The organism is Bacillus cereus group sp. MG9 (genome assembly GCF_040459995.1).
Taxonomy (GTDB): domain Bacteria; phylum Bacillota; class Bacilli; order Bacillales; family Bacillaceae_G; genus Bacillus_A; species Bacillus_A mycoides.
Genome location: NZ_JARVHC010000001.1, coordinates 4,671,109 through 4,690,512, shown reverse-complemented (window position 1 = coordinate 4,690,512; position 19,404 = coordinate 4,671,109). Strand labels below are relative to the sequence as shown.

Sequence of the window (19,404 nt, the reverse complement as noted above, 5' to 3'; positions counted from 1 at the left end):
AAGCTCAGAGCGTTTATGCTCTGAGCTTTTTTGCGTGAAAAATAAGCTCAGGATCACCTTCATCTAAGTTTTCGATCATTCCACTACGCATAAATCCATTTGCTTTAAAAACTTTTTGCATATTTGTATTCGATTTGTTCGTTGAAGAAAATATTTTTTGAGTAGGAGAATGTCTTAACATATATGAGATTAATGAGCTTGCATGACCTTGTCTTCTTTTCGTTGGCGAAACAATGATTAATGAGAGGAAAGTATAACCAAAGAAATTTGTATCGTATGTTAGAAAACCAGAAATGGAATTGTCCTCTTTTGCAATGATGCAGGTTCCTTCATCAATAGCGTGTTTAATATAATCTCGTCTACTATCGTCTCCGATTACATCAACATCTATATGTAAGATTGAATCTAAATCGTCGATGGAAGCTTTTGCTACGTTCTCCAACGAAAACGCCTCCTTTGAAAAAATAATCAGTTAATTTAGTTTGTCATGAATGAAGAACGAAGAAAAAGGCGCGGAATTCCCATATAGACAAACACCTATTCTTCTATAGGAAATATGATGAAAAAGGTAGGTTAAATTGAACAGAAGAGGTGAAAGGAATGAAAGGGATGGACAATAATGCACCACATGGCTTCTTCGGAGGTGGATCGGATAGTTATGGACAAATGATGTTCATGGGAGGAGATGGTCAACACGGATATGGCGGAATTCCAAGTTGGATGGGAGGAGCAGCTGGAGGATTTCCGACGTCAGTGGCGGGTGTACAACCAGGATTCCCAACATCAGTAGCTGGAGTGCAAACAGGATTTCCGGCACTAGTAGGAGGTACACAAGGAGGAGTGCCTGTAGGTATGCCAACTACATTCCCATCTTTCGTTGGAGGCGTACAACCAGGATTCCCTGTACCAGGCGTTGGTGTTGTAGCTGGTGGAATCGGCGGATTCCCTCAAGGTGTTCACGGTCATCATGAGCATCACGGTCATCACGGTCAGCATGTACATCATGAGCATCACGGCCATCACGGTCATCACGGTCATCATCATCAACAACACGGCCATCATCAGCATCATGGCCATCATCAACAACAAGTACATCATCATGGTCATCATCAAATTCATCCGCAGGCTGTCCTTTATCAAACTCATCATCATGGTCACCAAGGCCAGCATCAACACCATGGTCATCATGGTCACCAAGGCCATCATCAACACCACGGCCACCATCAGCAACAAGTACATCACCAAGGTCATCATCAAATTCACCCGCAGGCTGTCCTTTATCAAACTCATCAAGGTCAACACCATCACCAAGGCCAACACCATCACCAAGGCCAACACCATCATCAAGGCCAACACCATCATCAAGGTCAACATCAGCACCAAGGCCAACATCAGCACCAAGGGCAGCAACATCATCAAGGCCAACATCACCACCAAGGGCAGCAACACCACCAAGGCCAACATCACCACCAGGGGCAGCAACATCACCAAGGACAACAACATCAACAAGGGCAACAACAAATTTGGTACGGTGGAGGAGCTGGAACTGCAGCGGGAACAGCTGGAGCAGCGGGTCATGCTGGACATTAATGAATTACATGAAAAATTCTCTTGTGCACAAGGGGATTTTTTATTTTGAGGAAAAATATATTTGCAGTTCGAAATGCGATATTGATTCATTAGTAAAATACGGGGTTCATGACCTGTGAATGATAGTACAAAAAAACTGCTAAGAATATTCCTAGCAGCTGATTCTATATTATTTTCCTGCTTTTGCTAATGCCTCTTGACGTTGGCGTTCGATTTCCGCACGAAGTTGTGGTTCCGGTGCTTGCCATCCTTCTGGTTTCATAATTTTGCCGTCGCCCTCGCGGAATCGAGGCTTTCCATCAGGGAATAGTTTTGCCATGTTAGCATTGTTTACAATTTCGAATCCTTTATCTGGACGTACGCCCATTTCTGCAAACGTTCCGAATGCAAAGTAAATAAGGTCAATAAGTGCATCATATTGATCTTCAACAGTTGTTGCTTCTAGAAATTCTTCTAGCTCTTCTTGCATAAAGCTAGCACGAATTTTTGCACGCTCTTCTGTTAGTTTTGTTGGAGTACTTGTCACAGGATGTCCGAATTCTTCATGCATTTTCGCAACAAGTTCGTATCCTTTATCTAAACCTTTTTCGTTTGTCATGTTGTTTCATCCTTTCTTACGTTATGCCGAAGTTTATTGTAACATAAGGTAGTTATTTAATAAAAAGAACATCTTATGAGAAATAAGATGTTCGCTCGTTATTCTTCTTTCTTAATTAAAATGGATAAAATAAGATCGATGCCAAACATTCCGATGAGTAGCATTGGTATAACGACAAGTAGATAACGTGTGAAGGAAACATTTTTTAAGTATGTATGAGCAAATAAAAAGACGCCGAGAAATAAAATACCGTTTAAAATAGGCTTTACTAATTTTTTAGACATAAGCTCCCCCGTAAATATCCCTTTTCTCTATTTAAAAATAAAAACTCCCCTCTCCGTTGTACCATGCCAGAGAGGGGAGTTCAATCATTAACTTATTCAATTACACCAGAATTTGTAATGTTAACTGTGTATTTTATTGTAATGGGAACATCTTTGTACATTTTTCTCCACTCTTCTAATTTAAATGGACGATAATGTTCTTTATACCTTGCACCAAGGCCGAGTGGATCCACATTTAACGATTTAAACTGTTTAATTAATTTGTTAGCTGTTGCATCTAATTGTTTTTCAACTGATTTTTCTATTTTTTTTGTGTTCTTTTTATTATCTAAGTTGAACTGTTTAGAGAGTTCTTGAATACGCGCTTCTAGTTTGACGTGTATAAAAAATGATGGTTTTCCGTCTTTAATATTTACTTGGTAAGTAGGGACGGAGCGAATATTATTAATGATTGTGTATCCGGAGTTTGCTTTAAATTCATGTGAATCTAATCGGTGTTTTTCCAATAAACCTTTGAAAGCGAACATATCATGATAATTAATTTTTCCAACGTATTTATCTCTTTTTAAAAGACCGATACCAGTAATTCTTATTTTATCTTTATCTCTTTTTAGGATTGGTAAATAAGAATCTTGGCCTTCACGATAATATCGATAGGCTCCTAAATGTAGATTGTCAGTAGGTAAAGGGCCTGTTTGCATATTATGGTCTAACATTTTCTTTATATAAATTGCAACGTTAGATGATGTTGTATATTTACCTTTTAGTAAGTCCATCCCTGTTCCCTCTAATAAACCGACATACATAGAGTTCCCGATGTTCACATCACGAATTAACGTGTCAAAGGAAGTTGATAATCCTTTTTTTGCGATTTTTGTAGTAAATAAAGCAATACGCATTTGTCCACTTGCAAATGGTTGAGAGGATTCTAAAGAAGTATCCGCTTTTACTTGTTTTACTGCGTTTCCTACTCCTTCAAAGACTTGAACTTTATTACCTTTTTTCTGTATAGGACAAACGAATGTGACTTTTACTTTATTATCTTTTGCTGTATCAAAAACAGTCCCTTGAATGAGATTGACATCATCGATAATATTTTTTTGTAAGCAACCAGTTAGACTAAGGATGCTGATACAAGAAAGAAGCATTAATTTTCTTTTGATTTTTTCCATTTTCTTTTCACCCACACAATAATAAATAGAATTGGGATGTATATGTATATAAGCCAAAAACTAATTCTTGACGCATTACTAATAAAGTCATTAATATCATGTCTTTTTGTTAAAAGTTGTGAAACAATGAGGGTAATGAGCATAAAAGCAATTAAAACACCTCTTTGTTTTACACGAAATATTTCGTGTGTTCCTCTTGTTGCTGCCCATAAAGGAAGAATGAAGCTTGTAACAATAACGAGAGTGTAAGCTGAGATTGCAATGTACTCTAGCCTTTCTATGAAAGGAAGTTGGATAACTTGAGTCATAGAGAGCTGGGCCCAAATTGTTTTGGATAATTGTTTTTCGCTAAAGAATGTAAAAGCTAAGAGGGTACTAAATAAATATAAAAGATTAGAGAATAGCACACCGTATTGTGCAAATTTATGAGATTTCTTAGACTCTTTTACAAATGGATAAATCATAAGAAAAATTTCAAATCCGCTCATAGTATAGATTGATAATTGAGCTGCTTTTAAAATGTCTGAAAGTGAATGTGAAAATACAGGGAGTAAATTAGACCAGTGAGTGTATTTTAAGATAAAAAGGCTAATGAAAAGATATCCGAGTGTCCCGCCGATAGAAATGACACAGATACCAGTAATAACACGAAAACCAGATGAGATTATATAATAACCGACTAAGCATAGAAAAGTTGTTAGCATCCAAATCGAAGCAGAAGGAAACATCCATACTTGAATAATTTCTACATATGTTCGAACGACAGAAATACTGACCATTAAAAAATACACCATAAAGATAATGTTAATCCCATTCCCGAGCCACTTTCCGAATGTTTGTTTATGCAAATCAATTAAATTGCCATCTATACCTTTTAGTGAGGAATACATCATCCATAGGAGAATATGAATGGTGATGCCTATGAGAAGGACACCTATCCAGCCATCGTATCCAGCTGTTTTCGCAATAATGCGGGCAAATCCCAGAACACCAGCACCAAATTGTGCACCGTGAATTAAGAAGAAAACGAAGATAGGTGATATTTGGTGTTCTGCTTTAATTTTACTCATCGATGCACCTCATTTCTTAATCATCAAAATCAGATGTATGTTTTGTTGAAATTCCGTTTGCTGATTTCTTAACATGCTGTGGTCTAGCTTGTACATCCCTTGTATCAATCATCGTTAATGGAAAACGAATCCAAGAGTCCTTTGCTGATTGTTCGCGTGTTGGATAAAACAGTGCGTACGGCTTACGTAAAGAAGTTAGTCTAAAAAGATGGGTAAATAAAAAGATAAACCCAAGAGAAATACCAAATAGACCACCTATTTCTGCAAATGCGAGAAATGGGAAACGTAGTAAACGAACGGCGTTACCCATTTTATAAATGGGTGTAATAAAGGAAGCTAACGCTGATAAGGCAACGATAATTAATAAAATGTTACTCGTTAACCCAGCTTGAACGGATGCTTGTCCAATTACGATACCACCTACAATACCGAGTGTTTGTCCTACTTTCATCGGTAACCTAGCCCCAGCTTCTCTTAATAAATCAATAACTAATTCCAAAAAGAGTGCTTCGATTAAAGGTGGGAATGGTACTTGTGCTCTTGATAAAATCAATGTTTCAAGTAAATCGCTTGGAATGAGTTCGTAATGATAATTTAAAACGGCAACATATAATGGGGCTGCACAAATTGAGAAAAGAACCGCGATAAGTCGTAAAATCCTTGAAAATGTAGCGTACAGCCAAGAGACGTTATAGTCTTCTGGTGAAATAAAGAAATCGAAATATGAGACAGGAGTTAGTAGAACGTTTGGTGAACCGTCAACAAAAATTGCAATTTTGCCATCAATAAGTGCCTTTGTCACTCTATCAGTTCGTTCTGTATTTATATATAATGGGAAAATTGACTTTTCTCCCATTAATTCTTGAAGATAAGCACTATCATTAATTTGATCGTATTCAAGAGCTCGCAATGATTCTTCGAGAAAATCCACATTATCTTTTTCTGCAAGGTTGTCTAAATACATTATTACAACCTTTGTTTTCGAAAAGGAGCCAATTATCATTTCTTTTGTTTGTAACTCTAAAACAGGAAGGCGTTTACGGACTAAATTAATATTTGTATCAATAGCTTCTACAAAACCTTCTTGCGGACCGATAACTGTTGATTCATTTAATGGAGGGCTTGGTGCCCGATAAGTATCAATTGCAATGTTTGCAAGCATACACTTTTGATCTTGCTGGTTCAATTGAATAATCGCATGTCCTTTTAAAACCATATCCTCAATTTTTTGTAAGTCGTTCGTAATTGTAATACCGCTCATTGGAATATGTTCTTTTAATTCCTCAAGAGAAGAACAATAGTGTTCTAAAAGTGTAGGCATTAAATACTTTTGAAGCTTTTCTCCATCAAGTGAAGGACGATAATAAGAAATCCAATAAGGCATCGTTTCATCATCTGATGTGTGATAATTAATAAAATCACTAGACTGCTTTAGCTTTGCTATTAAGTCTTGTAGAGAATGAATATGGTCACTTTCTGGTTTGCTAAAGTCATAAATGCTGTTACCTCCAGAGCTTTGCTGCTTGTTTTGAGAAGACTCGTCTTGCTTAGCATCTTGCTGTTTGTTTTGAGAAGACTCGTCTTGTTTAGCATCTTGCTGTTTGTTTTGAGAAGAATTGTCTTGTTTAGCATCTTGCTGTTTGTTTTGAGAAGACTCGTCTTGTTTAGCATCTTGCTGTTTGTTTTGAGAAGACTCGTCTTGTTTAGCATCTTGCTGTTTGTTTTGAGAAGACTCGTCTTGTTTAGCATCTTGCTGTTTGTTTTGAGAAGAATTGTCTTGTTTAGCATCTTGCTGTTTGTTTTGAGAAGAATCCTCTTGCTTAGAACTTTGTTGTTTGTTTTGAGAAGAATCATCTTGCTTAGAACTTTGCTGTTTGTTTTGAGAAGAGTCCTCTTGTTTAGAATCTTGCTGCTTGTTTTGAGAATTATCCTCTTGCTTAGAACTTTGCTGTTTGTCTTGAGAAGAATCCTCTTGTTTAGAACTTTGCTGTTTGTCTTGAGAAGAGTCCTCTTGTTTAGAACCTTGCTGTTTGTTTTGAGCAGAGTCCTCTTGTTTAGAACCTTGCTGTTTGTCTTGAGAAGAGTCCTCTTGTTTAGAACTTTGTTGCTTGTTTTGAGAAGAATCTTCTTGTTTAGAATTTTGCTGCTTGTCTTGAGAAGAATCATCTTGCTTAGAATCTTGTTGCTTGTTTTGAGAAGAATCATCTTGCTTAGAAGGTTCCTCAGTTTGTTCCATATTTTTTTGCTGGCTATTCTTATCTTTGCTCTGTTTCATGCTTCTAGTTTGCTTTGTGTTATTGTTCTCTTGATCGTTAGGCTGTTGTTCCGATTCATTTGTCTCTTTTGCTTCTGCTGTATTTGAGTTTTTTTTCTTACGTAACCAATTCCAAATCATATGTATGCCCTCTTTGATTGTGTAATATAGTGCTATTTTGTGGCTAATTTTGTATATTATTCATTTATTTATGAAAAGAAGGAGGAGATTGGTTTGTATAGAAAAAATCCTTTAGTAAGCAGTTCATAATATGGCGGGAAGAAGGCGAGTCTGTGCAAATTGTAAAAAAGGAGAAGTTTGTTTTAAAAGAGTTTGTGTTTGAAAATGGTAGGGAAATTCCTGTTCAAATGGGGTATGAAACGTATGGTACTTTAAATAGAGAAAGATCAAATGCAATTTTGGTTTGTCACTATTTTAGTGCAACAAGTCATGCGGCAGGAAAATATACAGAGCATGATGAGGAAGCTGGTTGGTGGGATGGATTGATTGGACCTGGAAAAGCAATTGATACAAATAAATATTTCGTTATATGCACTGATAACCTTTGTAATGTACAGGTGAAGAACCCCTACGTAATTACAACGGGACCAAAATCGATAAATCCGATGACTGGTTTTGAGTATGCGATGGATTTTCCAGTTTTCACATTTTTAGATGTAGCACGTATGCAATATGAGTTAATAAAAGATATGGGGATTGCTAGGCTACATGCTGTAATGGGACCGTCGGCAGGTGGGATGATTGCGCAGCAATGGGCTGTTCACTATCCTCATATGGTAGAGCGAGTGATTGGAGTTATTACGAATCCACAAAATCCAATTATAACGTCGGGAAATGTAGCGCAAAATGCGATTGAAGCAATTCAGCTTGATCCAAACTGGAAAGGTGGAAAGTATGGAGAAGAGCAGCCAACGAAGGGTCTTCATTTAGCAAATCGAATGATGTTTATGAATGCGTTTGATGAACATTTTTATGAAATGGCATTCCCGCGGAACAGTATAGAAATGGCACCTTATCAGGAATTTTCTGCATTAACATCATTTGAGAAAGAGATTAATAAAGTGACATGCAAAAGTATAGATTTAGTAGATGCAAATTCGTGGATGTACACTGCGAAAGCAGTCTTATTACATGATATTGCGCATGGATTTTCTTCTTTAGAAGAGGCTCTTTCTAATATAGAAGCGAATGTACTCATGATTCCGTGCAAACAAGATTTACTTCAGCCACCTCGTTATAATTATAAAATGGTAGACATTTTGCAAAAACAGGGGAAATATGCAGAAGTGTATGAGATAGAAAGTATAAATGGGCATATGGCTGGGGCATTAGATGTTCATTTGTTTGAAAAGAAAGTTTACGAGTTTTTAAATCGGAAAGTATCTAGTTTTGTGTAGGAAATAATTAATGTGGAAAGGTGCATGATTTATAGTAGGCACCTTTTTTTACATGATTTGCAGACGGAAAATATATGAAGCGACTGATAAACCGAAGAAAGCTATACTAAGTAATAGAAATAAGAATGACATTTCTTGAGGGGATTTTATCTTTTTATTATTTTTCATACTAAGAGCAATAACTGCAAAAACTAAGAAAATGATGCCCATAATGAAAAGAAAAAGTGTCATTTTAACTGGCTCCTTTCATCAAACAAGTATATTGAGGATACAATGCGCCAGTTATGTTTGTAAAGAATAAGTTTTGCGGGGAAATTGAGAAATAAATGTTCCATTCTTTGCGTTCCTTCCTTCGCATGCTAAAATTGATGAGAAATGATTGTTTAAAGAAGAAACTGAAGGTTTTATTGTATATAAGGAGGAACTACATATGACAGAAGTAAAAACAATTACTACAGAAGAAGTGCAAGAGCGTTTAGAAAATGGAGAAACATTATTTTTAGTAGATGTAAGGGAAGATGAAGAAGTAGCGGCAGGGAAAATTCCGGAAGCTGTACATATTAAAATGGGCGATATTCCAAATAAAGTAGATTTCTTTGAGAAAGAGAATGAATATATCTTTATTTGCCGTTCGGGAATGCGTAGTGAAAATGTATGCCATTATTTAAATGAGCAAGGATTTAAAACGGTGAATATGGTTGGCGGTATGCTTCAATATGAAGGTGAAACGAAATAGTTAATTGTTAAAAACTTGAAACGAGTCTGTTTCAAGTTTTTTTCTTTTGCATACAGTATACAAAAGGGGGAGGCGAAATGGGAATTAACATGCGTAAAGTAAAAATTATAAATAATACAGGAGCTGTTAATGTTGGCGACTGTTATGATATCTCACCTTTAGCTGTGGCAAAAATATATGCTGGTGCTGGAGGATCGAGTGCGGCTGTTTTTTTAAATGGGAAACGACAGCCAGAAGCTGTGATTAGAACATCAGTGTTTCTTCCGCCATTAGCGACGAGTACACGTACATTAGGTGCATAAAGGAAAGGTAGAGTGTAAGTATGCCTGCACGTATTAAAGAATTTATTATCGTTAATAATACTGGGAATATATTTACAGGGGATAATTTGAGTGATACTTCATTTACTGCTTCGAAATCGTATAGTGGTTCAATGGGGTGCACTTGGATTGACGTTGTTACAGTAATAGGGACGGAGACGAAGCTTTGTTTACAACCGGGAGATTCGGTGACGACAACCTATACACGAGGTACCCCTGCTGGTACTGTAACGGGAACAAATATGGGGCAAGTTGCAAATATGTCGAGTATATCGCAAGCTGTCCCTAATACAGATAATATGGATTCAGTTGCTGGACTCCCTTAAGGAATTAAGGGAGTTTTTATTATTTAGAATAAAAATAGTCTTTGAGATTGTTTTTGTAAATACATATTAAGAAGAAGAGGTTTGTTTAAAGTAAAAAAGATGGTGTGTAGGTGGTGAAAGTGTGAAAGAGCGCGATAGACAAAATTCATTAAACTCTAATTTCAGAATTTCACCGAATCTTATTGGACCTACTTTTCCTCCCGTTCCAACGGGATTTACTGGCATTGGGATTACTGGTCCAACCGGTCCACAAGGCCCGACTGGCCCACAAGGACCAAGGGGATTTCAAGGTCCGATGGGGGATATGGGCCCGACAGGACCTCAAGGAGTGCAAGGGATTCAAGGACCAGCTGGACAAATGGGTGCAACAGGACCAGAAGGACAGCAGGGACCACAAGGATTAAGGGGACCACAGGGAGAAACAGGAGCGACAGGACCTCAAGGAGTGCAAGGGTTACAAGGTCCAATTGGTCCGACCGGAGCGACTGGGGCACAAGGTATACAGGGGATACAGGGATTACAGGGGCCGATTGGAGCTACCGGGCCAGAGGGACCTCAAGGAATTCAAGGAGTGCAAGGGGTACCGGGTGCAACAGGTTCACAAGGAATACAAGGAGCTCAAGGGATACAAGGCCCACAAGGACCGAGTGGAAATACGGGAGCAACAGGAGCGACTGGTCAGGGGATTAGTGGTCCGACTGGAATAACAGGTCCAACAGGGATAACTGGCCCATCTGGAGGACCTCCAGGTCCGACTGGAGCAACTGGTGCGACAGGGCCAGGAGGTGGACCGAGTGGAAGTACAGGTGCGACGGGAGCGACTGGAAATACTGGAGTAACTGGAAGTGCGGGAGTGACTGGAAATACAGGTCCGACTGGAAGTACAGGAGAAACAGGAGCACAGGGCCTGCAAGGAATACAAGGGGTTCAAGGGCCAATTGGACCAACGGGTCCAGAAGGTCCGCAAGGTATTCAAGGTATTCCAGGTCCGACAGGAGTAACTGGTGAACAAGGAATCCAAGGGGTTCAGGGAATTCAAGGGATAACGGGGGCAACTGGAGATCAAGGTCCGCAAGGTATACAAGGGGCCATAGGACCTCAAGGTATAACAGGAGCAACAGGAGATCAAGGCCCACAAGGAATCCAAGGGGTACCTGGTCCAACCGGGGACACAGGCTCACAAGGAGTCCAAGGAATTCAAGGGCCAATGGGTGATATAGGACCAACAGGCCCAGAAGGCCCAGAAGGACTTCAGGGTCCGCAAGGAATACAAGGAGTGCCAGGACCAGCTGGAGCAACTGGTCCAGAGGGCCCACAAGGAATCCAAGGAATTCAAGGACCAATAGGAGTAACAGGTCCAGAAGGTCCACAAGGAATTCAGGGAATACAAGGGATTCAAGGTATAACAGGAGCAACCGGAGCACAAGGAGCAACTGGAGTTCAAGGTGTTCAAGGGAATATAGGAGCAACAGGTCCAGAGGGCCCGCAAGGAGTGCAAGGTACTCAAGGGGATATAGGTCCAACAGGTCCAATGGGTCCACAGGGAGTTCAAGGTATCCAAGGAATTCAAGGACCGACGGGTGCGCAAGGAGTGCAAGGCCCACAAGGAATTCAAGGAATCCAAGGTCCGACAGGAGTAACTGGAGATACGGGTACAACAGGGGTGACAGGGGAAGGGACTACAGGAGCAACTGGAGTAACTGGTCCAACAGGTGTAACTGGTCCATCAGGTGGACCAGCCGGACCGACTGGCCCAACAGGTCCATCAGGTCCGACGGGAGTGACAGGTCCATCAGGTGGACCACCTGGTCCGACAGGAGCGACAGGTGTAACGGGAGGAGTAGGAGATACGGGAGCAACAGGGGCGACGGGTGTGACCGGAGCAACTGGAGTAACTGGTGCAACCGGAGCAACGGGGCTGCAGGGTCCACAAGGAATACAAGGAGTACAAGGAGACATAGGCCCAACCGGTCCGCAAGGTGTTCAAGGTCCACAAGGGATCCAAGGTATAACTGGAGCAACGGGAGATCAAGGGCCGCAAGGAATTCAAGGCCCGCAAGGAATCCAAGGTCCAACCGGTCCTCAAGGAATCCAAGGAAATCAAGGCCCACAAGGGATACAAGGGGCAACAGGTGCAACCGGAGCACAAGGCCCACAGGGCATTCAAGGGATACAAGGAGTGCAAGGTCCGACTGGTCCACAAGGCCCAACCGGAATACAAGGAGTGCAAGGAGAAATAGGTCCAACTGGTCCGCAAGGTTTACAAGGTCCACAAGGCCCAACCGGGGACACGGGTCCAACAGGAGCGCAAGGTTCACAAGGAATTCAAGGTCCAACGGGGGCAACAGGAGCGACAGGTTCACAAGGAATTCAAGGTCCAACGGGGGCAACAGGAGCGACAGGTTCACAAGGAATTCAAGGTCCAACGGGAGCAACAGGAGCAACAGGAGCCACTGGAGCGACCGGGGTGACTGGAGTTAGTACAACTGCAACGTATTCCTTTGCAAATAATACTTCAGGAAGTGCTATTTCCGTGTTGTTAGGCGGTACGAATATACCATTACCGAACAATCAAAATATTGGACCGGGAATAACAGTTAGTGGTGGAAATACTGTGTTTACCGTTACAAATGCAGGTAATTATTATATAGCCTACACAATTAATATAACGGCAGCTTTACTTGTAAGTTCGCGTATAACTGTAAATGGAAGTCCGCTAGCAGGAACAATAAATTCACCGGCAGTGGCTACAGGTTCATTTAATGCGACAATTATTAGTAATTTAGCTGCGGGCTCTGCTATTAGTTTACAGTTATTTGGATTACTTGCAGTGGCTACATTATCTACGACAACGCCAGGAGCTACTCTAACTATTATTAGATTAAGTTAATAAGCAAAAAAACCTTGGAACTTTTATGTTTCAAGGTTTTTTATCCCTCTATTTGTGGGCTAATAATCAGTGGGGATGGACAAAACCCCCACTGATTAAAGTTTCACTTTATTCACTTGAGCAAAAACATCGCGGTTCAAAAATATATTATAATAGAATGAAGAGAGGTATAAATTTGGCAGAAAGGGAGAGTGGCGATGCAGGAGAAGGTTAAAGATTTTTTCGGACGCCCACTTCAAGATTTACGCATCTCTGTCATTGATCGTTGTAATTTACGGTGTACGTATTGTATGCCAGCGGAAGTGTTTGGTCCTGATTATGCTTTTTTGAAAGATGAGTTTTTACTGACATTTGATGAAATAGAGCGATTAGCAAAAGTATTTGTTAGCATCGGTGTACGGAAAATTAGACTTACTGGTGGCGAACCCTTGCTCCGTAAGGACTTAACAAAACTTATCGAACGTCTCGTGAAAATTGACGGTTTAGTAGATATAGGATTAACGACAAATGCGATTCATTTAACGAAGCAAGCGAAGGCGTTAAAAGAAGCTGGGTTACACCGAGTAAATGTTAGTTTGGATGCGATAGATGATAATGTGTTCCGCGCAATTAATGGCCGGAATATGAATACGAAGCCAGTGTTAAAAGGAATTATGGCAGCGAAAGAAGCAGGCCTTGAAGTGAAAGTAAATATGGTTGTGAAAAAAGGAATGAATGATCATCAAGTACTTCCGGTTGCTACGTATTTTAAAGAACAAGGAATCACGCTTAGATTTATTGAGTTTATGGATGTTGGCAGTACGAATGGATGGAATTTTGATCAAGTTATTACGAAACGAGAATTAATTGATATGATTCATGGGGTGTATCCAATTGAGCCAGCTGAAGCTCATTATTTTGGTGAGGTTGCGAAGCGGTATCGATACGTTGGAACGAATGTAGAGGTTGGTTTTATTACCTCTGTTTCTGAGTCATTTTGTTCTTCTTGTACGAGAGCAAGAATTTCGGCAGATGGAAAGTTTTATACTTGCTTGTTTGCAACAGAAGGAATGGATTTAAGGAAACTTCTGAGGGAGAACCTTTCGGATAATGAGTTATTAAAAGCTATACAATATGTATGGGAGAATAGAAAAGATCGATATTCAGATGAACGGACAGAAGAAAGTGCGAAAAATCGTCCGAAAATTGAAATGTCTTATATAGGAGGATAAGAAAGGGGGATGTCGTATGCAAGAGCGATATTCAAGACAAATGTTATTTTCTGGTGTTGGGGAAGCAGGGCAACGGAAAATAAGAGGGAAGCATGTGCTCGTTATCGGTGCTGGTGCACTCGGAGCAGCGAATGCAGAAGCAATTGTTAGAGCAGGTGTTGGAAAAATAACAATTGCGGATCGTGATTATGTAGAATGGAGTAATTTACAAAGGCAACAATTATATACAGAAGAAGATGCAAAGCATTATAAACCGAAAGCAATAGCGGCAGCAGAACATTTAAAGGCAATTAATTCCGAAGTAGAAATTGTACCGGTTGTGACTGATGTAACGGTGCAAGAAATGGAAGAGTTAATTAAAGGTGTAGATTTAATATTAGATGCGACAGATAATTTTGAAACGCGCCTTCTTATTAATGATATATCGCAGATGTATAACGTTCCGTGGATATACGGAGGATGCGTTGGAAGCTACGGAGTAACTTATACAATCTTGCCAGGAAAAACGCCGTGTTTTCGATGTTTAATGGAACATCCGGCGAGCGGAGCGACATGTGATACGGCCGGTATTATACAGCCAGCAGTGCAATTAGTAGTTGCACATCAAATAACGGAAGCCTTGAAAATATTAGTAGAAGATTTTGAGGCACTTCGTGAAACGATGCTATCATTTGATCTTTGGAATAATCAACAGATGGCATTTAAAGTGAATAGGCAGAAAAAGGATACATGTTTATCCTGTGGAAAGTTACGTACATATCCGAGTTTAACATTTGAAGCACAAACGAAAACAGAAGTATTATGTGGGCGAAATACAGTTCAAATCCGTCCAGGTGTGCGTCAGGGTTTTAATTTAGAAGAAATTAAAAAGCGCTTACAAAAAAGTGTGGATGTAAAAGCAACGCCGTATTTATTATCATTTCCAGTGGAAGAATATCGTTTTGTTTTATTTACAGATGGCAGGGCGTTTATTCATGGTACGAATGATATGAATGTTGCGAAACGACTATATGCAAGATATATAGGTTGAACCTAAAGGGGAATCCTTTAGGTTCAAATGGAAAAGGTAGGATTAAGAATTTCTAATATAATCTCCATTTTTTCCGCCCGTTTTTTCAAGTAAGTACGTTTCGCCAATAATCATACCCTTATCAACGGCTTTACACATGTCATATACAGTAAGAGCGGTAGCGGAAGCAGCTGTTAAAGCTTCCATCTCAACGCCGGTACTACCTTCTGTTTTAACTTTTACTTCAATAAGTAGCCGATATTGTTCTTCTGACTGTTTCCAATCGAAAGAGACATCAACACCTTTTAATAATAAAGGATGGCACATTGGGATAATATCAGAAGTACGTTTTGCAGCCATAATACCTGCGATTTGTGCGACGGCTAATACGTCACCTTTACCAATTTCGTTGCGTGAGATTTTATCAAAAATTTCTTTTGTAACGAGAATGCTAGAGCATGCTATTGCTGTTCGAACGGTTATTTTTTTGTCACTTATATCAACCATTTTAGCGCGCCCTTGGTCGTTGAAATGTGTGAATGAAGACATGGAATTCCTCCTTGAAGTAATTGCGATTTAATATATAAAGTGTAATCGAGATTAGATATTTTGCAAATATGAGGTGAGAAACAATGGTAGAAAAACGAATCCCGATTCAAGTTGCTGAGGCTGTAGAGCGGGTTATGAAATATGCTAAGCATGGTGAAGTAGAAGAAGTTTCTATTACAGAAAGTTATGGTAGGATTCTTGGAGAGGATGTTGTCTCAGATCACGACGTTCCTCACTTTGATCGTTCTCCTTACGATGGTTTCGCAATTCGAGCAGAAGACACGAAGGAAGCGAGTCAAGAGCAGCCGATTGAATTTGAAGTAATAGGGGAAATCGGAGCAGGATCTGTTTTTACAGAAGAAGTAGGGGCTTTTCAGGCGGTTCGTATTATGACAGGAGCAGCTATTCCAGAAGATTGCAATGCAGTCGTAATGCTAGAACTGACGGAAGGATTCGAGAGGAACGAAAGTACATATATGAAGTTAAAACGTCCTTTCCAAAACGGTGACAATGTGTCATTTAAAGGAGAAGATATAAAACAAAATCAAGTCCTCGTTAAGAAAGGTGTTGTAATCAATCCAGGTGTTGCCGCATTATTAGCGACGTTTGGATATAGCACTGTGAAAGTTGTAAAACAGCCTGTTGTCGGTATTGTAACGACAGGAAGTGAATTACTAGAAGTGCATGAGGCGTTAGAGCCAGGGAAAATTAGAAATAGTAACTCTTACATGATTGCCGCTCAAATTATGAAAGCTGGCGGGAAAGTGCGTTACTATGGGCAACTTGCCGATGAGTTAGATGCATGTTTTACAGCTGTTAAATCAGCGATGGATGAGGTTGATATTTTAATTACAACGGGCGGTGTTTCAGTAGGGGATTACGACTATTTGCCAGCTATTTATGAAAGGTTACAGGCGAATGTACTCTTTAATAAAATAGCGATGAGACCGGGGAGTGTAACGACAGTAGCTGAAGTTGATGGAAAGCTACTCTTTGGTTTATCAGGTAATCCATCAGCTTGTTATGTAGGTTTCGAATTATTTGTGCATCCAATTATGAAAACGTATTTGCATGTGAAGGAGCCTCACGTATATAGAACTGATGCTATTTTACAAAAAGATTTCCCGAAACCAAATCCGTTTACTCGTTTTGTAAGAGCAAAAGCGAGTATTGTTAATGGGGCACTACAAGCGATGCCAGTCGGTTTAGATAAATCGAGTGCAGTCTCTTCACTTGCGGATGCAAATGCTTTTATCGTGCTGCCTGGAGGGACGAGAGGATTTGAAGTAGGAATGAAAGTATCTGTATTATTGTTAGAATGCTCTGAGGGAAGTGATTGGCCGTGGGCAAAGCCTCTTCAATCTTACAAATAGTAGGGTATCAAAATAGCGGGAAAACAACACTTGTAGAGAAGATGGTACATGCATTAGCTGAAAGAGAAATGAAGGTTGCTACAATTAAACATCATGGTCACGGGGGCTTTCCTGAAGTAGCGCAAAAAGATAGTGAAAGACACAGAAAAGCTGGTGCTGTAGTAAGTAGTGTAGAAGGTGCCGGATTACTATCTTTGTCCTCTTTGCGAGATGAATGGTCCTTGCAAGAAATTATCCGCTTGTACGAATTTTTTGAAGTAGATACGATTTTAATAGAGGGCTATAAAGCTGAGAACTATCCGAAAGTAGTGTTACTTCGTTCTGCGGAAGACGCTGAACTTTTACATAAAGTAGAAAATATAGCGGCAGTTATTACGTGGTATGATACTTCGTCAAATGTACGAGAAGAATATAAAGTATTTCATATAACAGAAGAAAAATTGTATATAGACTGGTTTTTACAAACGGCTAGGGGTGCAAAATGATAAATACGTATTATGAAGTAATTGATACAGAAATCTCGATTGAAGAGGTGACAAAGAAAGTAGTTCGCCGTGAATGTGGTGCTGTTACAACATTTATCGGGACAGTTAGGGAGTTTACGAAAGGGCGTCGTACACTATACTTAGAGTATGTAGCTTATAAGACGATGGCAGAAAAGATGCTACAGAAAATTGGGTCAGAAGTGAAGGAGAAGTGGCCCGGTACACATGTTGCGATTACGCATCGCATCGGCACGCTGCAAATTTCTGATATAGCGGTTGTTGTTGCTGTATCAACGCCTCATCGCAAAGAGGCTTATGAAGCGAATGAATATATTATGGAGCGTATTAAGAAAATTGTTCCAATTTGGAAAAAGGAGTTTTGGGAAGATGGTGACTCATGGATTGGTGACCAATTAGAAAAAACACCATATCCAGCAGGAGAGCCTGGGAAGGAGTTATAAATATGATTCGAGTATTGTTATTTGCGAACTTGCAAGAAGAAGCAGGAACGAGTGAATTACAAATAGAGAAAGAAGATATTACTGTTGCAGAGTTAAAAGATATTGTTGCGAAAGAATATAATGTACCAGTTTCAGCGCCAATTATGGTTGCGATTAATGAAGAGTACGCAAATGAAGATGATACGATACAATCTGGTGATGTAGTTGCACTAATACCACCAGTGAGTGGTGGTTAATATTGGATTTTTGCTATAAAAAACGACTTTCCTACATAGGGAAAGTCGTTTTTTTATGGCGTTTTGGAGAATACTATCTTATAGGAAAAGGAGGAAGTTATGAAAAAGATATGTGTAATGATTTCAATGATATGTTCTGTTTTTTTCTTTTCTCCAAGCAATTATTTGGCAAAAGAATCGACGGAACAGCTTTTAGAAAGTGCGTTACTGAATCGATATTACTCGGTTATAAGGCAAGTGACAGAAGATCAACATGAATGTGAATCCGTTACAAACATAAAGCGTCTAGGCAAGAAAGATGAGTTCATTCCTAGATTTGAAGTGACGCTACAATTTCTTACGTTTCAGGGTGCACATAATCCGCCGAATGATAAAGTTACACTTACTTTGGAAGATAATTTAGATCACGTAAAGATAAAGAAAGTGGAGCGAGAAAAGAATGTTTCTGGTGCTATTGTAGAAAAGATTTGTGCACGGAAAAACGAAAAAATAAAAGCTCATTCTAATGATTTAGAGCGGTAACCTATGACATTTTGTAGAGAAAGGTAATGAGCGATGGATATACTTTTAGCGATTTTACCAGCTATATTTTGGGGGAGTATTGTGCTATTTAACGTGAAACTGGGCGGGGGACCGTATAGTCAAACGCTCGGTACAACGTTCGGTGCACTTATCTTCTCAATTGTTGTTTATATTTTTACGAAGCCGGTATTAACTCCGACCGTTATTGGAGTTGGAATTGTATCCGGCTTATTTTGGGCACTTGGTCAAGCGAATCAATTAAAAAGTATTGATTTAATGGGTGTTTCCAGAACGATGCCGATTTCAACAGGGCTTCAATTAGTCGCGACAACATTATTTGGGGTTATCGTGTTTCATGAATGGTCAACGACGATATCGGTCGTCCTTGGAGTTTTGGCGCTCGTTTGTATTATTATCGGTGTTATTTTAACATCACTTCAAAGTGAAGAAGAAAAAAATGCAGAGCAAGCAGCAAATTTTAAAAGAGGCATCATTATTTTATTAATTTCAACAGTCGGTTATTTAGTTTACGTAGTAGTTATTAGGCTATTTAACGTAGATGGTTGGTCGGCTTTATTACCACAAGCAGTTGGTATGGTGTTAGGAGGTATTTTACTTACGTTTAAACATCATCCATTTAATAAATATGCGATACGAAATATTATTCCAGGGTTAATTTGGGCAGCTGGGAATATGTTTTTATTCATTTCGCAGCCAAGAGTCGGGGTCGCAACAAGCTTTTCCCTTTCACAAATGGGAATTATTATTTCGACGCTTGGTGGGATTCTTATATTAGGTGAAAGAAAAACGAAACGCCAATTAACAGGGATTGTTGTTGGAATCGTTTTTATTATCGCAGCCGGAATTATGTTAGGGATTGCAAAAAGTTAAAGGAGGTAT

At 39.5% G+C, this 19,404-nt stretch carries 23 protein-coding genes; 15 read left to right on the top strand and 8 right to left on the bottom strand.

What is annotated here, in order from left to right; genetic code table 11:
* Window positions 1-13: 13 nt before the first annotated feature.
* A complete protein-coding gene (locus QCI77_RS24125) occupies window positions 14-442 on the bottom strand; it encodes a GNAT family N-acetyltransferase (RefSeq protein ID WP_002015699.1) in 429 nt (142 codons plus the stop codon).
* A 158-nt stretch (window positions 443-600) separates the two neighbouring features.
* Here QCI77_RS24125 and QCI77_RS24120 point away from each other — a divergent pair, with 158 nt between their 5' ends.
* The gene (locus QCI77_RS24120; protein ID WP_353825544.1) at window positions 601-1,590 is read left to right on the top strand and encodes a VrrB protein; all 990 of its coding nucleotides are present in this window, start codon (window positions 601-603) and stop codon (window positions 1,588-1,590) included.
* Between the two features lie 169 nt (window positions 1,591-1,759).
* Here the strand turns inward: QCI77_RS24120 and QCI77_RS24115 are convergent, their stop codons facing one another.
* The 5 genes from QCI77_RS24115 to QCI77_RS24095 all read right to left on the bottom strand — a co-directional run bounded on the left by QCI77_RS24115 (window position 1,760) and on the right by QCI77_RS24095 (window position 7,109).
* On the bottom strand, window positions 1,760-2,188 hold the full coding sequence (locus QCI77_RS24115; protein WP_113770938.1) for a pyrophosphohydrolase domain-containing protein: 429 nt from the start codon (window positions 2,186-2,188) through the stop codon (window positions 1,760-1,762).
* A gap of 98 nt (window positions 2,189-2,286) precedes the next feature.
* Window positions 2,287-2,472 carry a hypothetical protein gene (locus QCI77_RS24110; RefSeq protein ID WP_000038778.1) on the bottom strand — a complete coding sequence of 62 codons (186 nt, stop codon included), beginning with the start codon at window positions 2,470-2,472 and terminating at the stop codon, window positions 2,287-2,289.
* Between the two features lie 92 nt (window positions 2,473-2,564).
* The gene (locus QCI77_RS24105) at window positions 2,565-3,644 is read right to left on the bottom strand and encodes a Ger(x)C family spore germination protein (protein WP_113770937.1); all 1,080 of its coding nucleotides are present in this window, start codon (window positions 3,642-3,644) and stop codon (window positions 2,565-2,567) included.
* Entirely contained in the window at window positions 3,620-4,714 is a 1,095-nt protein-coding gene (locus QCI77_RS24100; RefSeq protein WP_113770936.1) for a spore germination protein, read from the bottom strand. The genes QCI77_RS24105 and QCI77_RS24100 overlap by 25 nt, the downstream gene beginning before the upstream one ends.
* A 16-nt stretch (window positions 4,715-4,730) precedes the next feature.
* The gene (locus QCI77_RS24095; RefSeq protein WP_353825543.1) at window positions 4,731-7,109 is read right to left on the bottom strand and encodes a spore germination protein; all 2,379 of its coding nucleotides are present in this window, start codon (window positions 7,107-7,109) and stop codon (window positions 4,731-4,733) included.
* 152 nt (window positions 7,110-7,261) lie between these two features.
* Here QCI77_RS24095 and QCI77_RS24090 point away from each other — a divergent pair, with 152 nt between their 5' ends.
* The gene (locus tag QCI77_RS24090; protein ID WP_098167614.1) at window positions 7,262-8,386 is read left to right on the top strand and encodes a homoserine O-acetyltransferase family protein; all 1,125 of its coding nucleotides are present in this window, start codon (window positions 7,262-7,264) and stop codon (window positions 8,384-8,386) included.
* A gap of 48 nt (window positions 8,387-8,434) precedes the next feature.
* Here QCI77_RS24090 and QCI77_RS24085 read toward each other — a convergent pair whose 3' ends face one another.
* Window positions 8,435-8,617 carry a hypothetical protein gene (locus QCI77_RS24085; protein ID WP_002015640.1) on the bottom strand — a complete coding sequence of 61 codons (183 nt, stop codon included), beginning with the start codon at window positions 8,615-8,617 and terminating at the stop codon, window positions 8,435-8,437.
* A 199-nt stretch (window positions 8,618-8,816) separates the two neighbouring features.
* Between QCI77_RS24085 and QCI77_RS24080 the strand changes: the two genes are divergently transcribed.
* The 7 genes from QCI77_RS24080 (at window position 8,817) to QCI77_RS24050 (ending at window position 14,899) form a co-directional block, all read left to right on the top strand.
* Window positions 8,817-9,122 (top strand): rhodanese-like domain-containing protein, encoded by a 306-nt coding sequence (locus QCI77_RS24080; RefSeq protein WP_000141214.1) that lies wholly within the window; start codon window positions 8,817-8,819, stop codon window positions 9,120-9,122.
* Window positions 9,123-9,199: 77 nt separating this feature from the next.
* Window positions 9,200-9,424 (top strand): spore germination protein, encoded by a 225-nt coding sequence (locus tag QCI77_RS24075; protein ID WP_000512595.1) that lies wholly within the window; start codon window positions 9,200-9,202, stop codon window positions 9,422-9,424.
* Between the two features lie 20 nt (window positions 9,425-9,444).
* The gene (locus QCI77_RS24070) at window positions 9,445-9,768 is read left to right on the top strand and encodes a hypothetical protein (protein WP_353825542.1); all 324 of its coding nucleotides are present in this window, start codon (window positions 9,445-9,447) and stop codon (window positions 9,766-9,768) included.
* Window positions 9,769-9,889: 121 nt separating this feature from the next.
* Window positions 9,890-12,658 (top strand): BclA-related collagen-like exosporium protein, encoded by a 2,769-nt coding sequence (locus QCI77_RS24065; protein ID WP_353825541.1) that lies wholly within the window; start codon window positions 9,890-9,892, stop codon window positions 12,656-12,658.
* Window positions 12,659-12,683: 25 nt separating this feature from the next.
* Entirely contained in the window at window positions 12,684-12,872 is a 189-nt protein-coding gene (locus QCI77_RS24060) for a hypothetical protein (protein WP_002089074.1), read from the top strand.
* Window positions 12,856-13,869: a GTP 3',8-cyclase MoaA gene (gene moaA, locus QCI77_RS24055; protein ID WP_002138702.1), complete on the top strand. Its 1,014-nt coding sequence runs from the start codon at window positions 12,856-12,858 to the stop codon at window positions 13,867-13,869. Before QCI77_RS24060 ends, moaA begins: the two co-directional genes overlap by 17 nt.
* Window positions 13,870-13,885: 16 nt before the next feature.
* Window positions 13,886-14,899: a molybdopterin-synthase adenylyltransferase MoeB gene (locus QCI77_RS24050; protein WP_002190938.1), complete on the top strand. Its 1,014-nt coding sequence runs from the start codon at window positions 13,886-13,888 to the stop codon at window positions 14,897-14,899.
* A gap of 42 nt (window positions 14,900-14,941) precedes the next feature.
* Here QCI77_RS24050 and moaC read toward each other — a convergent pair whose 3' ends face one another.
* The gene (moaC, locus tag QCI77_RS24045) at window positions 14,942-15,427 is read right to left on the bottom strand and encodes a cyclic pyranopterin monophosphate synthase MoaC (protein WP_002129484.1); all 486 of its coding nucleotides are present in this window, start codon (window positions 15,425-15,427) and stop codon (window positions 14,942-14,944) included.
* 83 nt (window positions 15,428-15,510) lie between these two features.
* On the opposite strand from moaC, the gene QCI77_RS24040 reads away from it, so the two are divergent.
* The 6 genes from QCI77_RS24040 to glcU all read left to right on the top strand — a co-directional run bounded on the left by QCI77_RS24040 (window position 15,511) and on the right by glcU (window position 19,395).
* Entirely contained in the window at window positions 15,511-16,800 is a 1,290-nt protein-coding gene (locus tag QCI77_RS24040) for a molybdopterin molybdotransferase MoeA (protein ID WP_060750862.1), read from the top strand.
* On the top strand, window positions 16,764-17,285 hold the full coding sequence (gene mobB, locus QCI77_RS24035; RefSeq protein ID WP_353825540.1) for a molybdopterin-guanine dinucleotide biosynthesis protein B: 522 nt from the start codon (window positions 16,764-16,766) through the stop codon (window positions 17,283-17,285). The genes QCI77_RS24040 and mobB overlap by 37 nt, the downstream gene beginning before the upstream one ends.
* Window positions 17,282-17,746, top strand: coding sequence for a molybdopterin synthase catalytic subunit MoaE (gene moaE / locus QCI77_RS24030; RefSeq protein WP_002164944.1), 465 nt, complete (start codon window positions 17,282-17,284; stop codon window positions 17,744-17,746). The genes mobB and moaE overlap by 4 nt, the downstream gene beginning before the upstream one ends.
* A gap of 2 nt (window positions 17,747-17,748) precedes the next feature.
* Window positions 17,749-17,982 (top strand): molybdopterin converting factor subunit 1, encoded by a 234-nt coding sequence (moaD, locus tag QCI77_RS24025; RefSeq protein ID WP_353825539.1) that lies wholly within the window; start codon window positions 17,749-17,751, stop codon window positions 17,980-17,982.
* A gap of 99 nt (window positions 17,983-18,081) precedes the next feature.
* The gene (locus QCI77_RS24020) at window positions 18,082-18,504 is read left to right on the top strand and encodes a DUF3888 domain-containing protein (RefSeq protein ID WP_353825538.1); all 423 of its coding nucleotides are present in this window, start codon (window positions 18,082-18,084) and stop codon (window positions 18,502-18,504) included.
* Between the two features lie 33 nt (window positions 18,505-18,537).
* Window positions 18,538-19,395 (top strand): glucose uptake protein GlcU, encoded by an 858-nt coding sequence (gene glcU / locus QCI77_RS24015; protein WP_353825537.1) that lies wholly within the window; start codon window positions 18,538-18,540, stop codon window positions 19,393-19,395.
* The last annotated feature ends 9 nt before the right edge of the window (window positions 19,396-19,404 follow it).